The organism is Halarchaeum rubridurum, from assembly GCF_014647115.1.
Lineage (GTDB): Archaea > Halobacteriota > Halobacteria > Halobacteriales > Halobacteriaceae > Halarchaeum > Halarchaeum rubridurum.
In genome coordinates, this window is sequence record NZ_BMOO01000004.1 from 296,465 (window position 1) to 310,161 (window position 13,697).

Sequence of the window (13,697 nt, forward strand, 5' to 3'; positions counted from 1 at the left end):
TTTTTCGGGCGCGCCGCGTAGGTCGCACGAATGAGCGAGCAGGAGGCGGACGGCGCGTTCGCGGACGTGCGGGCGACCTCGGGGAACGCGATGTGGCGGCTCTTCTCGGAGTACGGCCGGGAGTTCTGGGGGCAGTTCACGCTCGGCGTCGTGGCGTCTGTCGTCGCGCGCCTCCTCGACCTCGTGCCGCCCGTGATGCTCGGGTACGCAATCGACACGATTTTGCGCGACGACGGGACGTTCCTCGCGTTCCTCCCGGCCTCGATACGCGCGGGGTGGACGACGGGCGAGGAGGTGGCGGTGGCGGCGGGAATCGTCGCGGGGTCGTTCGTCCTCGGTGCGGGGTGTCACTGGGTGCGCAACTGGGGGTGGAACGCGTACAGCCAGCACGTCCAGCACGCGGTGCGGACGGACACCTACGAGAAGATGCAGCGGCTGAACATGGCGTTCTTCGCGGAGAAGCAGACGGGCGAGATGATGTCCGTCCTCTCGAACGACGTGAATAGATTAGAGCGCTTCCTGAACGACGGGCTGAACTCGGCGCTCCGCCTCGCGGTGATGGTCGTCGGCGTCGCGGTCGTCCTCTTCTCCTACAACTGGCGGTTAGCGGCCCTGACGATGCTCCCCGTGCCGATCATCGCGCTCTTCACCTACTGGTTCGTCAGGCGCATCCAGCCGAAGTACGCGGCCGTCCGCTCCTCCGTCGGGCAGTTGAACTCCCGACTGGAGAACAACCTCGGCGGCATCCAGGTCATCAAGACGTCGAGCACCGAGGAGTACGAGGACGAGCGCGTTGAGGAGTCCTCACGGGACTACTTCGACGCGAACTGGGGGGCGGTGACGGTTCGGATCAAGTTCTTCCCGGCGCTGCGCGTCATCTCGGGGCTCGGCTTCGTCCTCACCTTCCTCGTCGGCGCGTACTGGGTGGCGGTCGGCCCGCCCTTCGGGTTCGAGGGGACGCTCTCCGTGGGCGCGTTCGTCGTCTTCATCCAGTTGAGCCAGCAGTTCATCTGGCCGATGGCCCAGTTCGGCCAGATAATCAACATGTACCAGCGGGCGCGCGCGGCGAGCGAGCGCGTCTTCGGGCTGATGGACCAGCCCTCGCGCGTCGCGGAGGACCCCGACGCCGTCGACCTCGTCGTCGACGAGGGCGCGGTCGCGTACGAGGACGTGACGTTCGGCTACGACGACGAGGCGATCATCGAGGACGTCTCCTTCGACGTCGACGGCGGCGACACGCTCGCGCTCGTCGGCCCGACGGGCGCGGGGAAGTCCACGGTCCTCAAACTCCTGATGCGGATGTACGACCCCGACACGGGGACGATTCGGGTCGACGGGCAGGACGTCGGCGACGTGACCCTATCGAGTCTCCGGGAGGCCATCGGCTACGTCTCGCAGGACACCTTCCTCTTCTACGGGACCGTCGCGGAGAACATCCGCTACGGCACCTTCGACGCGGACCACGAGGACGTCGTCGACGCCGCGAAGGCCGCCCAGGCCCACGAGTTCATCGAGAACCTCCCGGAGGGGTACGAGACGAAGGTGGGCGAGCGCGGCGTGAAGCTCTCGGGCGGCCAGCGCCAGCGGATCGACATCGCCCGCGCGGTGCTGAAGGACCCCGAAATCATGATCCTCGACGAGGCGACGAGCGACGTCGACACGGAGACGGAGATGCTCATCCAGCGCTCGCTCGACGAGTTGACGCAGGACCGGACGACGTTCACCATCGCACACCGGCTCTCGACGGTGAAGGACGCGGACACCATCCTCGTGCTGGAGGACGGGCGGGTCGCCGAGCGCGGCACCCACGAGGAGCTACTCGCCGCGGACGGACTCTACGCGAACCTCTGGGGCGTGCAGGCCGGCGAAATCGACGAGCTCCCGGAGGCGTTCGTCGAGCGCGCCCGCGAGCGCGGGGCGCAGCGGGTCGAAGAGGGGAACGCGAACGACGACTGACGAGTCAGGGCGTCCAGCCGCAAACGGTGCACTCGTCGGCCGCCGTCTCGTGGAGGCCGCCGCAGTCGGGACACTGCTTTTTGTTATAGCTTCGGTCCCATCCCTCGACGTCGTGGCCGTTGTGTTCGAGGAACTCGTCCAGAACCGAGTCGGTATCCCGTGCGGTCGACATACACGGTATCGTATGCCACACCACGCCATAATCTTTGTGGTAGTCCGTGTCACGGGAGTGTCGGGTCGCGCCGCTCGACGTGCCGGCTACTCGGTATCGCGCCGTCGTGAAGAAGGTGCGCAGAGGCGGGCTCAGGGGCTCGCGGGCGATGACCGGCCGCGGACCCGCCGTCCTACCCGCTCTCGGGACGGCCTCAGAGGTCGTAGAGCCGGCCGAACTTCGATGTCGCGTAGTCGAGGAAGTGGTCGGCCGTGTACGGTTCGCCGGTGGCTTCCTCGATCAGCTCGGGCGTCGTGTAGCGACAGCCGTGGCGGTGGACGCGCTCGCCGAGCCAGTCCGCGAGCGGGGCGAAGTCGCCGTCGGCGACCGTCGCGTCGAGGTCGTCGATGTCGTCCTCGGCGTGCGCGTAGAGCTGCGCGGCGAGGACGCTCCCGAGCGAGTACGTCGGGAAGTAGCCGAAGTTGCCGTGACTCCAGTGGATGTCCTGCAGACAGCCCTCGCTGTCCGTGTCGGGACGGACGCCGAGGTACTCCTCCATCTTCTCGTTCCACGCCGCGGGCACCTCGGAGACGTCGAGGTCCCCCGAGATGAGGTCGCGTTCGATCTCGAAGCGGAGGACGATGTGCATGTGGTAGGTGAGTTCGTCCGCCTCGACCCGGATGAGGTTGTCCGGGTAGACGCGGTTCGCGGCCTCGTAGAGGTCGCGTGGCGTCGCGTCGAGCGAGGAGAAGCGCTCGCGGAGGTCGCCCGCGAAGCGCCCCCAGAACGCCTCGGAGCGCCCGACGTGGTTCTCCCAGAGACGCGACTGGGACTCGTGGACGGTGAGGTCGCGGGCCTCGCCGAGCGGCGTCCCGTACTCCTCGCGGGGGAGGCCGAGGTTGTAGCGCGCGTGACCGAACTCGTGGACGGTGCTCATCATCGAGTCGAGCGGTTCGTCCTCACCGAAGCGCGTCGTGATGCGCGAGTCGAACTGGTTGCCGACCGTGAAGGGGTGCGTCGAGGTGTCGAGGCGGCCCCGGTCCCAGTCGTAGCCGAGCGCGTCGAGGACGTCGCGCGAGAAGGCCTCCTGCGCGTCGGGGTCGTACGTCCCGTCCGCGAACGGCGCGGCGAGGTCGGCCTCGGAGGCCTGCACGGCGTCGATGAGCGGGACGAGCTCCTCGCGGAGGCGTTCGAGGACGCGTTCGGCCGTTTCGAGGTCGATGTAGGGTTCGTACTCGTCGAAGAGGACGGCGTACGGGTCGCGCTCGTCGTCGATGTGCGCGGCGTACTCGCGCTTGAGGTCGACGAGGGTCTCCAGGTAGGGCGCGAACGTCTCGAAGTCGTCGTTCTCGCGGGCCTCCTCCCACGCCTGGAGGGCCTCGCTCGACGTCTGCGATATCTCCTCGACGAGGTCGCGCGGAACGCGCTCGGCGCGGACGTACTGGCGTTCGACCTCGCGGACGACCGCGCGCTGGTCGTCGGTGAGGTCGGCGTCGGCGAGCGCGTCGAGCGAGTCACCGACGACGTCGTCGGTGAGCAGGTCGTGGCTCAGCCCGGACGCCACGGAGAGCTGTTTCGAGCGCGCGGGATTGCCCCCCTCCGGCATCATCACCTGTTGGTCCCAGGAGAGCGTCCCCTGCACGCCGCCGAGCGCGGTGACGCGTTCGTACTGGTCGAGCAGGTCGAGATACGCCTCGGGGGCGTCCTCGCGGTGGTCCGTCATGGCAAAAGGAGGGACGCGCGGTCACAAGAAGCCACCCGTCGCGGCGGACGGTGTCGCGGTCAGCGACCGAGCGCCGACACCCGAGGCCGCCTCGACGCCGCGCTACGGCCAGCGCGCGGCGATTTCGAGGTAGGCGTCCCGACAGGTGCGGAGCGCGTCGAGGGAGACGCTCTCCGCGTCGGTGTGGGCCTCGCCGGGTTCGGCGGGCCCGCAGACGACGCAGGTCGTCCCGGCGTCCGCGAGCCACCCGGCGTCGGTCGCGTGCGGCTTCACCACCTGCTCGGGGGTCGCGTCCTGCGCGCCCGCGACGGCGTCCAGCGCGGCGTCCGCGAAAGCCGCGTCGTCGCACGCCATCGGGGGGAGGTCCTGCTCGACGTCCCACGAGACGCCCTCGACCTCGGTCGCACGGTCGAGGGCCGCGCGGTCGCCCGGCACGGTCCGCTCGTCTATCGTCACCTCGCAGGCGTCGGGGACGACGTTCCACGCGTCGCCGCCGTCGATTTCGGTGACGACGAGGCTGCCGACGAGGCGGTGGCCGAGCACCTCGGTCGCGGGCGTATCGAGGTCGCGGACGACGTCGACGGCGTCACAGGCCCGATAGACGGCGTTCTCTCCCGTCTCGGGTTCGCTCGCGTGCGCGGCCGTCCCCGACGCGCGGAGCGTGCTCGCGCGCCGGCCCTTGTGCGCGACGGCGACGTCGACGGTACTGGGACCGGAGTAGCCCGTCGACCCCTCGCCGACGACCGCGTAGTCGGGCGCGACGTCGCGCTCGATGGCGTGGCGCGCGCCGACGCCGCCGTCCTCTTCGCCGACGAACGACGCGAAGACCAGTTCACCCGCGGGGTCCGTCTCGCGGAACGCGAGGAGCATCGCGGCGAGCGCGCCCGTCATGTCCGCGGTGCCGCGGCCGTGGAGGCGGCCGTCGCGCTCCTCGATTCGGTAGGTGCCGTCGTCGGCGACCTGCGACTGGGCGGGCGCGACGACATCGTGGTGGCCGACGAGGGCGAGCGATTCGTCGCCGTCTCCGCGTCGGGCGATCACGTTGCCGCCGTTCGGGGCGTCGTCGCGCGTCACCGTGGCGTCGGTGTGCTCGCGGAGCCACGACTCGATGCGGTCGCCGACCGCCGCCTCGTCGTCGTGCGCGGGGGTCGCGACGAGGTCGCGGGTCAGCGATTCGAGTTCGTCCATGCGTCGAGTGACGGGGGCGGGCGGGAAAACTCGGGCGGCGAGCGTCCGGGCGAGGACGGCCGAGGGAGGCGTCCGGTGGGTGCGGGAGAGCGGCGTTCGCACGCCCGTCTGGGACTCTTGAACACCCTTATCCGACGCCGGCGAGTAGACGCGGCCATATGAAGATCGTCCCGGACACGAGCGTGGTCATCGACGGCCGCATCTCCCGACGCGTGGAGAGCGGCGAGTACGCCGGGGCCACCGTCTACGTGCCCGAGGCCGTCATCGGCGAGATCGAAGCCCAGGCGAACAACGGGCGCGAGATCGGATGGGACGGCCTCTCGGAACTCCAGCGACTGGCGGAGCTCGCCGACGCCGGCGACATCGACGTCGAGTACGTCGGCGAGCGCGCGAGCGAAGCGGAGATTCAGCGGGCGTCCGCGGGAGCTATCGACGCGAAGATACGCGACCTCGCCGTCGCACACGACGCGACGTTCGTCACGAGCGACATCGTGCAGGCCGAGGTGGCGAAGGCGAAGGGGCTTGCCGTCGAGTACCTCGAACCGGAGGCCCGCGAGGTCGAGGCGCTCGCCATCGAGAACTACTTCGACGAGTCGACGATGTCCGTTCACCTGAAGGACGGCGTCGTCCCGATGGCGAAACGCGGCGACGTCGGAAACATCACCTACCAGGAGATCGGCGAAACCGAACTCGACACGGAGACCCTGAAGGAGTACGCGAGCGAAATCCGCGACACCGCGAAGCGAAGCGACGACGCCTTCATCGAACTCTCCGAGGAGGGCATGACCATCGCGCAGGTCCGCGACATGCGCATCGCCATCGCGACGCCGCCGTTCTCGGACGGCTTCGAGATCACCGCGGTTCGCCCCATCGTCAAGACGACGATGGCGGACTACGAGCACGAGGAGGACCTCAAGGAACGCCTCCTCGAACGCGACCGCGGCGTCCTCATCGCGGGCGCACCCGGTGCCGGGAAGTCCACGTTCGCGCAGGCCGTCGCCGAGTTCCTCGACGACAACGGCTACGTCGTGAAGACGATGGAGAAGCCACGCGACCTTCAGGTCGAGGAGGAGATCACGCAGTACACCGAACTCGGCGGGTCGATGGAGAAGACCGCGGACTCCCTCCTGATGGTCCGGCCGGACTACACGATATACGACGAGGTCCGCAAGACGGACGACTTCGAGGTCTTCAGCGACATGCGCCTCGCGGGCGTCGGCATGGTCGGCGTCGTCCACGCGACGCGGCCCATCGACGCCCTCCAGCGCCTCGTCGGGCGCGTCGAACTCGGGATGATTCCGCAGATCGTCGACACGGTCGTCTTCATCGAGGACGGGGACGTCGACACCGTCTACAACGTCACGACCGAGGTGAAGGTCCCCGAGGGCCTCATGGAGGAGGACCTCGCGCGGCCCGTCATCCAGGTCACGGACTTCGAGACGGGGACCCCCGCCTACGAGATTTACACGTTCAACCGCCAGGTCGTCACGGTGCCCCTCGACGGCGAGAACGGGGCGAGCGAGTCCGGCGTCGACAAGCTGGCGAAGAACGAGATCGAGCGCGAGATTCGCTCGGCGACGCGCGGGCCCGTCGAGGTCGAACTCCGCAGCGGCAACGAGGCCGTCGCCTACGTTACCGAGGACGACATCAGCCACGTCATCGGGAAGGGCGGCGGGCGCATCCAGGACATCGAGAACCGCCTCGGCGTCACCATCGACGTGCGGACGTTTGAGGACAAACCCGACCACGCGGACGCGCCGAGCGACGGCGGGAGCGAACGCGGCGGTGCGGGCGGCGCGGACGCCAGCGAGGTCGGCGGCGAGGTCGTCACGCCCGAGATTACCGGCCAGCACATCATCATCCCCGTCACGGAGGCGAGCCCGGGCGAGACCGTCGAGGTCCGCGCGGACGGCGAGTACCTCTGCACGGCGACGGTCGGGCGCGGCGGCGAAATCCAGATATCGCGCGGGTCGGCCATCGCCGAGGAGCTAGAGCGCGCCATCGACCGGGAACTGCTGGTCACGGTCGTGCGGGAGTAACGCGGCGCTTCGCGCCGCGAGACGACGAGCGGAGAGCGATAGCGACCCGTGAGTAACGCGGCGCTTCGCGCCGCGGGGAAGCGAACGGCGAAGCCGTGAGTAGCGCGGAACCTCCGGGTCCGCGAGACGGCGAGCGGACCGGGACGTACGGCGCGGCTTCGGCAAGCGAACTCCTTTTGCACCTCGCCCGCGGAGGGCGTGTATGACCGAGACACTCGATAAGCAGGCCGCACACCGGCGCGGCGTCACCGTGACGACGGTGGCGTGTCTCACCGGCGTGGCGGCCGGCCTCGGGGCGCACGTCGTCGCGTCCGGGGCGACCGACCGGCTCGGGGTCGTCCTGTTGGTCGCGGCGGTGGCGCTCAACCTCGGGGTCGTCCGCATCCTCGGCGTGGACGTCGAGGGCTTCTCCGCGAAGGACCACCTCTACACCGCGTTCATGACCTTCTCCCTCTGGTTCGTCACCTGGGGCGTCCTCCTCTCCGCGTAACGATGGCTGAGGACAGTATCGCGGTCGTCGACCTCGATCGGTGTCAGCCCGACCGCTGTAACTACGAGTGCTCGAACTTCTGCCCGCCGAACCGCACGGGCAAGGAGTGCATCACGCAACGCGGGGCGGACGCGGACGTCGGTGGGCCCGACCAGATACAGATTTCCGAGGAAATCTGCCTCGGCGAGACCTGCGGTATCTGCGTCGAGAAGTGTCCCTTCGACGCCATCGAGATAATCAACCTCCCCCAGGAGCTCGGGGACGAACCGACGCACCGCTACGGGGAGAACTCCTTCGCGCTCTACGGTCTCCCGATTCCCGAGAAGGGGAAGGTGACCGGCATCCTCGGGCCGAACGGCATCGGGAAGTCGACGGCCATCAAGGCGCTCGCGGGCGAGATAACGCCGAACCTCGGCAACTTCGACGAGCCGCCGGAGTGGGACGCGGTCATCGACGAGTTCGGCGGCACCGAACTCCAGCCGTTCCTGAAGGGCGTCCGCGACGGCGAAATCGACGTCGCGCGAAAGCCCCAGTACGTCGACCAGATTCCCGACTCCTTCGACGGGAACACGCGCGCGCTCCTCGAATCCGCGGACGAGCGCGGCGTCGTGGACGAACTCGCCGAGCGGCTCTCCATCGAACCCGTCCTCGACAGCGACATCGACACGCTCTCCGGGGGCGAGCTCCAGCGCGTCGCGCTCGCCGCGACGCTCGCCCGCGACGCGGACTTCTACTTCCTCGACGAACTCACGCCCTACCTCGACATCGACCAGCGCGTCACGGCGGCGCGCCTCGTGCGCGAGCTCGCGGACGACGACCGCGCGATGCTCGTCGTCGAGCACGACCTCGCGGTCCTCGACCTGCTCGCGGACAGCGTCCACGTCGCGTACGGTGAGCCCTCCGCGTACGGGGTCATCACGTCCCCGAAATCCACGCGAAACGGCATCAACGAGTACCTGAAGGGGTATCTCGACAACGAGAACATGCGAATCCGCCCGGAGACAATCGAGTTCGAGGAGCACGCCCCGCGCGTCGCCTCGCGCTCCGAGACGCTCGTCGAGTATCCCGCGATGTCGAAGACGTACGGCGACGGCGCGTTCAGCCTCGACGTCGAGGCCGGCGAGATAAATCGCAACGAAGTGCTGGGAATCGTCGGGCCGAACGGCATCGGGAAGTCGACGTTCGCGAAGCTCCTCGCGGGGCGGCTCGAACCCGATGGGGGCGACCTCGACTTGGACCTGGACATCGCGTACAAACCACAGTACGTCGAGGTCGACCAGCACATGCGCGTCGATGCGTTCCTCTCCTCGATCACGGACGACTTCGGCTCCTCGTACTGGGAGACGGAAATCGCGGACCCCCTCCAGCTCGGCCGAATCATGGAGCAGAACCTCACGGACCTCTCCGGTGGGGAGCGCCAGCGCGTCGCCATCGCCGCGACGCTCTCGCGCGACGCCGACCTCTACCTCCTCGACGAGCCGAGCGCGCACCTCGACGTCGAGCAGCGCGTCCTCGCGGCGCGCGCCATCCGGCGCTACGCGGAGAACCACGAGACGAGCGTGATGGTCATCGACCACGACATCTACACCATCGACCTCCTCTCGGACCGGCTCCTCGTCTTCGACGGCGAGCCCGCCGCGCACGGGCACGCGAGCACGCCCCTCGGGATGCGCGACGGCATGAACGAGTTCCTCGCCAACCTCGACATCACGTTCCGCCGCGACGAGAACGTCGGTCGCCCGCGCATCAACAAGCCCGGGAGTCAGAAGGACAAACAACAGAAGCGCGACGGGGAGTACTACTACACGCAGTAGAGTCGCCGAGCGCAGCGAGGAGTTTTTTCGGTGCAGCTTTTCGCCGCGAGCGGTCGCCGACGGCGACCCGAGCAGGAAAAACGTCCGGGGGAACGGCCACTTTGTGACCGGGCGTGGGGCGCGCGGCCCGTCCGCTTTTCGGGACCACGGGAGAACGGCGGGCCATGGAGAGTGCGGATCGCGCGGCACGCATCGAGGCCGTCGCTGACGCGTCGGCGGACGACGACCGATTGGTGACGGTGGCGGTGGCGCACGACGAGTCGCTGGGGTCGATGCTCGAACGCGTCGAGGAGGCCCACGCGAAGGCGGAGTATCTCGACGGACGGGCGAGCGAGCCGCTGCGCGAGGCCTACGAGGCGGCGGCACGGGCACTCCGTGACGTCGGTGAGACCCCCGCGGACGGCCTCGTCGTGTATGCGGGCGTGTTCGACGGTGATTCGGAGACGTTCGTCTTCGCGGACCCGCCGGGGCGCGTCGAGGAGTCGCGCTTCGAGCACGGGAACGCGTTCGTCACGGAGCCCCTGGAGGGGGGAGGAACCGGGACGGCGACGGTCGCGCTCGTCGTCGTGGAGCGCGGCGGGGCGGCGCTCGGTCGACTCGACGAATCGGGCGTGACGGCGCTGGAGACGCTCGACAGCGACGTCCCGGGGAAGACGCGCGCGGGCGGGCAGTCGGCGGACCGATTCCGGCGGCGGCGCGAGGAGCGCAAACGCGAGTTCTTCGCGTCGGTCGGCGAGGCGGCCGGTCGGGTGTTCGACGACCCGGACGCGGTGGCGCTCGGCGGGACGGACGTGACGGTCGCGGCGTTCCGCGAGGGCGAACATCTCCCGGGGCGACTCGCGTCGCGCCTCGCGGGGACGTACGCGGTGTCGCACGCGGACCCGAGCGGTCTCGACGAGCTCGCGTCGAAGGCCCGTGGGGACGTGACGTCACTCGACGCGGAGGTACGGGAGGCCCTCGCGGAGTTCTTCGAGCGCCTGCCGGACGGCGAGGTGGCGTACGGCCGCGAGACGGTGGACGACGCGCTGACGTACGGGGCCGTCGAGCGCCTGCTGGTCGCGGAGACGGTGCCGGCGAGCGAGCGCGAGACGTACGCGAAGCGCGTCGAGGATGAGGGCGGTAAGCTCGTCGTGGTGCCGCGAGACGTGGCGGGCGGCGACCGGTTCGTCGAGGGGTTCGACGGCGTCGGGGCGCTGTTGCGCTTCCCGGTGGAGTGAGCGGACACGACGACTATCGGGGAACGGACGCGCGCGTCGCCGGGTTTCGCGGGGCGCGTCGAGGTGGGCGAGTCAGAACACGTGCCCGGGTGAGGCGCGTTCGGTGATGAACGCGCGGGCCGAGAGGGCGGTCTAAAGGACGAGTCGCTGACAGCTCCCGCAGAGGGTCTCCTCCTTTCGGTCGACCTGAGTGACCTGGGGGGAGAAGCTCATCGCACAGCGGTTGTTGTCGCAGTGTTCGAGGCCGAGCGTGTGGCCGATCTCGTGGACGACCTCCTTGCGGACGCGGTCGGCGAATATGTCGCCCGCGGAGCGCTGGCTGAAGCCGCCGTCGGAGGAGGTCTGGAGGCGGTGGGTGGAGACGACGCAGCCCCGGCCGTCGAGGTAGGCGAGGCCGAAGACGTAGTTGCGCTGGCGGTAGAAGAGGTCGACGGGGGTGACGGCGACGTTCTTCTCGCCACCGCCGGCGCGGCGCGCGACCTCGATGAACGGCTCCGCCCGGTACTGCCGGCGTCCCGAGTCGTAGGCGTCCTCCGGGACGTCCTGCTCCGCGGCGACGGAGACCTCGCAGTCGTAGACCCGGCGGAGACCCGACGACGCCTCCCGTTTCACCGTCGCGGGGACGTCGCCGATGGGGACGATATCGACGCGCATACGAAGGGCTATGCCGCCTCGACGCATAAACATCCCGCCGTGGAACCGACACGCGCGGGCGCGCTCGCGGACGGACTGCTCACCCTCGTAGAGCGCGAGCGCCCCCGGGTCGTCGAGGTCGGAATCGGCCGCGAGACCGCGGTCGCGGCGGCGCTCGCGGAACGCGGGTGTCCCGTCGTCGCCACCGACGTGTACGAGCGCGAGACGCCCGACGGCGTGCGCTTCGCCCGCGACGACGTGACGACCCCGGCTCTCGACGTGTACGCCGAGGCGGCCGTCGTCTACGCCCTGAACTGCCCGCCGGAACTCCACCGGCCGCTCCGGGCGGTCGCGCGCGACGTCGACGCGGCCTGCGCGTTCACGACGCTGGGTGGCGACCCGCCCGCGGTACCCGTCGAGCGCCGAACGGTCGGCCCGGAGACGCTGTACGTCGCGCGCCCGAGGTAGAAACCCCTTTGCCGGGCCGCGACGGAGGACGAGCCATGCAGGTCGACACCGTCGTGCTCGACGTCGACGGGGTGCTCGTGGACGTCGCGGACTCCTATCGGCGCGCCATCGTGGAGTCCGTCGAGCGCGTCCACGGCGACACCATCGCCAAGGCCGACGTGCAGGCCTTCAAGGACGCCGGCGGATTCAACAACGACTGGACGCTCAGCGACGCCGCCGCGCTCTACGTGCTGGCCTCGCGCGAGGGGGTGGCGATGGACGTCGCGGCGTTCACGGACGAGATCGGAAAGCGCGGCGGCGGCCTCGACGCCGCGGAAGCCGTCGTCGAGAGCGCGCTCGGCGACGACGCCCGCGAGCGCGTCTACGACGCGTGGGACCCAGACTATCTGCGAGAAGTCTTTCAGGCACTCTACCTCGGGAGCGAGCGCTACGCGGAGATCGAGGGCGGGACGCCGCCCGTGGAGGCCCCGGGCTTCATCGCGGACGAACCCGTCATCGTCACGCCCGAGACGGTCGAGCGTCTCACGGCGGAGTACTGCGTCTGCGTGCTCACCGGGCGGCCGGAAGCGGAGGCCGAAATCGCCCTGGAGCGCGTCGGCCTCGACGTCCCGGACGAGCGGCGCTTCACGATGGACGACTGGGAGGAGGGCAAACCCCACCCGCGCGCGCTCGTCGCGCTCGCCGACCGATGCGACGCGGACGCGGTCGCGTTCGCGGGCGACACCCTCGACGACGTCGAGACGGCGACGAACGCCGCGGCGGCGGACCCCGAACGCACCTACTACGGTGTCGGCGTCCTCACGGGCGGCCTCACGGGTGCATCCGGTCGCCGGAAGTACGAGGACGCGGGCGCGTCGGTCGTGGTCGACTCCGTGAACGACCTCCCCGACCTCCTGGAGGGGTAGGATGGCACGACCACGCGGTACCGTCACCGGCGGCCTCGTCGTCTCGTTTTGCCTCGCCGCCGCGCTCCTCCCGTCCCCGCCGCTGTTCGTCCTCTACGGCTTCGGGGCGACGATACTGACCGTCCCCGCCGTCCACCTGCTCCGCGAGGAGGCCGCAGACCGGGGCGACGTCCGGCGGCGCTGTCTCGCGGGCCTCGCCGGCGCGTTCGCCACCACGTTCGTCCTCGGTCGCCTCGTCGCCGTCCTCCTGCCGACGGCCGGCGACCCCGCACACCTCCTCCTCGACTGCGGTGCGGTCTTCTGCGGCCTCCTCGCGGGCGGCCTGCTCGTCGCCGGCGGATACGACCGCGTCATCGACTGAGGCAACGCTCACGCAACGCAGAACCCTTATTCGCGCGGCCGTCAACCGTCGAGTATGCGTATCGCGCTACTCGGCGGCACGGGAGACATCGGCGAAGGCCTCGCGCTCCGCTGGGCCTACGACACCGACCACGAGGTCCTCATCGGCTCGCGCGACCCCGAGAAGGCCCGCGCGAAGGCCGAGGAGTACGAGACCGAGCTCGACAGCCGCGGGCTCGAACGCGACGTCAAGGGCTTCGACAACGAGATGGCGGCCGACCGCGCGGACGTCGTCGTCCTCGCCGTCCCCGCCTACCACATCGGCGACGTCGTCGAGGGCGTCGCGGACGTCATCGACGAGGACACCGTCCTCGTCAGCCCCGCCGTCGGGATGAGCCGCGACGACGACGGCATGCACTACAACCCGCCGAGCATCGGGAGCGTCACCGAGCTCGTCCAGCGCCGCGCCCCCGACGACGTGCCGGTCGTCGGCGCGTTCCACAACCTCGCCGCGGACCGCCTCGCCAACCTCGACGTCGAGTTCGACCTCGACACGCTCGCCGTCGGCGACGACGAGGACGCCCGCGACCTCGTCGCGAACCTCGGCGCGGAGATCGAGGGGCTACGCGTCCTCGACGCCGGCCCCGCCGCCAACGCCGCCGAGGCCGAGTCCGTCACGCCCCTCGTCATCAACATCGCCATGAACAACGCCGACATGCACGACGTCGGCGTTCGCTACCTCTAGGCGGTCGCTCGCGGCACGCGGGCCGCTCG

At 69.7% G+C, this 13,697-nt stretch carries 13 protein-coding genes; 9 read left to right on the top strand and 4 right to left on the bottom strand.

Translation table 11 applies throughout. The annotated features are described in order from the left end of the window. The first annotated feature begins 30 nt into the window (after nt 1-30). Nucleotides 31-1,956, top strand: a complete 1,926-nt coding sequence (locus IEX84_RS10300; RefSeq protein ID WP_188872482.1) for an ABC transporter ATP-binding protein — start codon at nt 31-33, stop codon at nt 1,954-1,956. Nucleotides 1,957-1,960: 4 nt separating this feature from the next. Here IEX84_RS10300 and IEX84_RS10305 read toward each other — a convergent pair whose 3' ends face one another. From IEX84_RS10305 to IEX84_RS10315, 3 genes are all read right to left on the bottom strand, one after another. Next, a complete protein-coding gene (locus IEX84_RS10305; protein WP_188872483.1) occupies nt 1,961-2,128 on the bottom strand; it encodes an HVO_0416 family zinc finger protein in 168 nt (55 codons plus the stop codon). A gap of 193 nt (nt 2,129-2,321) precedes the next feature. Beyond that, a complete protein-coding gene (locus IEX84_RS10310) occupies nt 2,322-3,830 on the bottom strand; it encodes a carboxypeptidase M32 (protein WP_188872484.1) in 1,509 nt (502 codons plus the stop codon). 102 nt (nt 3,831-3,932) lie between these two features. Beyond that, nucleotides 3,933-5,018 carry a M20 family metallopeptidase gene (locus IEX84_RS10315; protein WP_188872485.1) on the bottom strand — a complete coding sequence of 362 codons (1,086 nt, stop codon included), beginning with the start codon at nt 5,016-5,018 and terminating at the stop codon, nt 3,933-3,935. 158 nt (nt 5,019-5,176) lie between these two features. Here IEX84_RS10315 and IEX84_RS10320 point away from each other — a divergent pair, with 158 nt between their 5' ends. The 4 genes from IEX84_RS10320 to IEX84_RS10335 all read left to right on the top strand — a co-directional run bounded on the left by IEX84_RS10320 (nt 5,177) and on the right by IEX84_RS10335 (nt 10,578). Then, nucleotides 5,177-7,057, top strand: coding sequence for a PINc/VapC family ATPase (locus IEX84_RS10320; protein ID WP_188872486.1), 1,881 nt, complete (start codon nt 5,177-5,179; stop codon nt 7,055-7,057). Nucleotides 7,058-7,259: 202 nt separating this feature from the next. Further along, nucleotides 7,260-7,547: an EMC6-like membrane protein gene (locus IEX84_RS10325; RefSeq protein WP_188872487.1), complete on the top strand. Its 288-nt coding sequence runs from the start codon at nt 7,260-7,262 to the stop codon at nt 7,545-7,547. Between the two features lie 2 nt (nt 7,548-7,549). Next, a complete protein-coding gene (locus IEX84_RS10330) occupies nt 7,550-9,361 on the top strand; it encodes a ribosome biogenesis/translation initiation ATPase RLI (RefSeq protein WP_188872488.1) in 1,812 nt (603 codons plus the stop codon). A gap of 164 nt (nt 9,362-9,525) precedes the next feature. Then, nucleotides 9,526-10,578 carry a Vms1/Ankzf1 family peptidyl-tRNA hydrolase gene (locus IEX84_RS10335; protein WP_188872489.1) on the top strand — a complete coding sequence of 351 codons (1,053 nt, stop codon included), beginning with the start codon at nt 9,526-9,528 and terminating at the stop codon, nt 10,576-10,578. A 132-nt stretch (nt 10,579-10,710) separates the two neighbouring features. On the opposite strand, the gene IEX84_RS10340 is transcribed toward IEX84_RS10335, so the two are convergent. Continuing rightward, on the bottom strand, nt 10,711-11,232 hold the full coding sequence (locus IEX84_RS10340; RefSeq protein ID WP_188872490.1) for an archaemetzincin family Zn-dependent metalloprotease: 522 nt from the start codon (nt 11,230-11,232) through the stop codon (nt 10,711-10,713). 39 nt (nt 11,233-11,271) lie between these two features. Here IEX84_RS10340 and IEX84_RS10345 point away from each other — a divergent pair, with 39 nt between their 5' ends. The 4 genes from IEX84_RS10345 to npdG are packed head-to-tail and all read left to right on the top strand — an operon-like array spanning nt 11,272 to nt 13,668. Continuing rightward, complete coding sequence (locus IEX84_RS10345; RefSeq protein WP_407647606.1) at nt 11,272-11,679, top strand: UPF0146 family protein; 408 nt, start codon at nt 11,272-11,274, stop codon at nt 11,677-11,679. A gap of 35 nt (nt 11,680-11,714) precedes the next feature. Beyond that, nucleotides 11,715-12,584, top strand: a complete 870-nt coding sequence (locus IEX84_RS10350; protein ID WP_188872491.1) for a TIGR01548 family HAD-type hydrolase — start codon at nt 11,715-11,717, stop codon at nt 12,582-12,584. 1 nt (nt 12,585) lies between these two features. Then, nucleotides 12,586-12,945, top strand: a complete 360-nt coding sequence (locus IEX84_RS10355) for a hypothetical protein (RefSeq protein WP_188872492.1) — start codon at nt 12,586-12,588, stop codon at nt 12,943-12,945. Nucleotides 12,946-12,999: 54 nt separating this feature from the next. After that, on the top strand, nt 13,000-13,668 hold the full coding sequence (npdG, locus tag IEX84_RS10360; RefSeq protein ID WP_188872493.1) for an NADPH-dependent F420 reductase: 669 nt from the start codon (nt 13,000-13,002) through the stop codon (nt 13,666-13,668). The last annotated feature ends 29 nt before the right edge of the window (nt 13,669-13,697 follow it).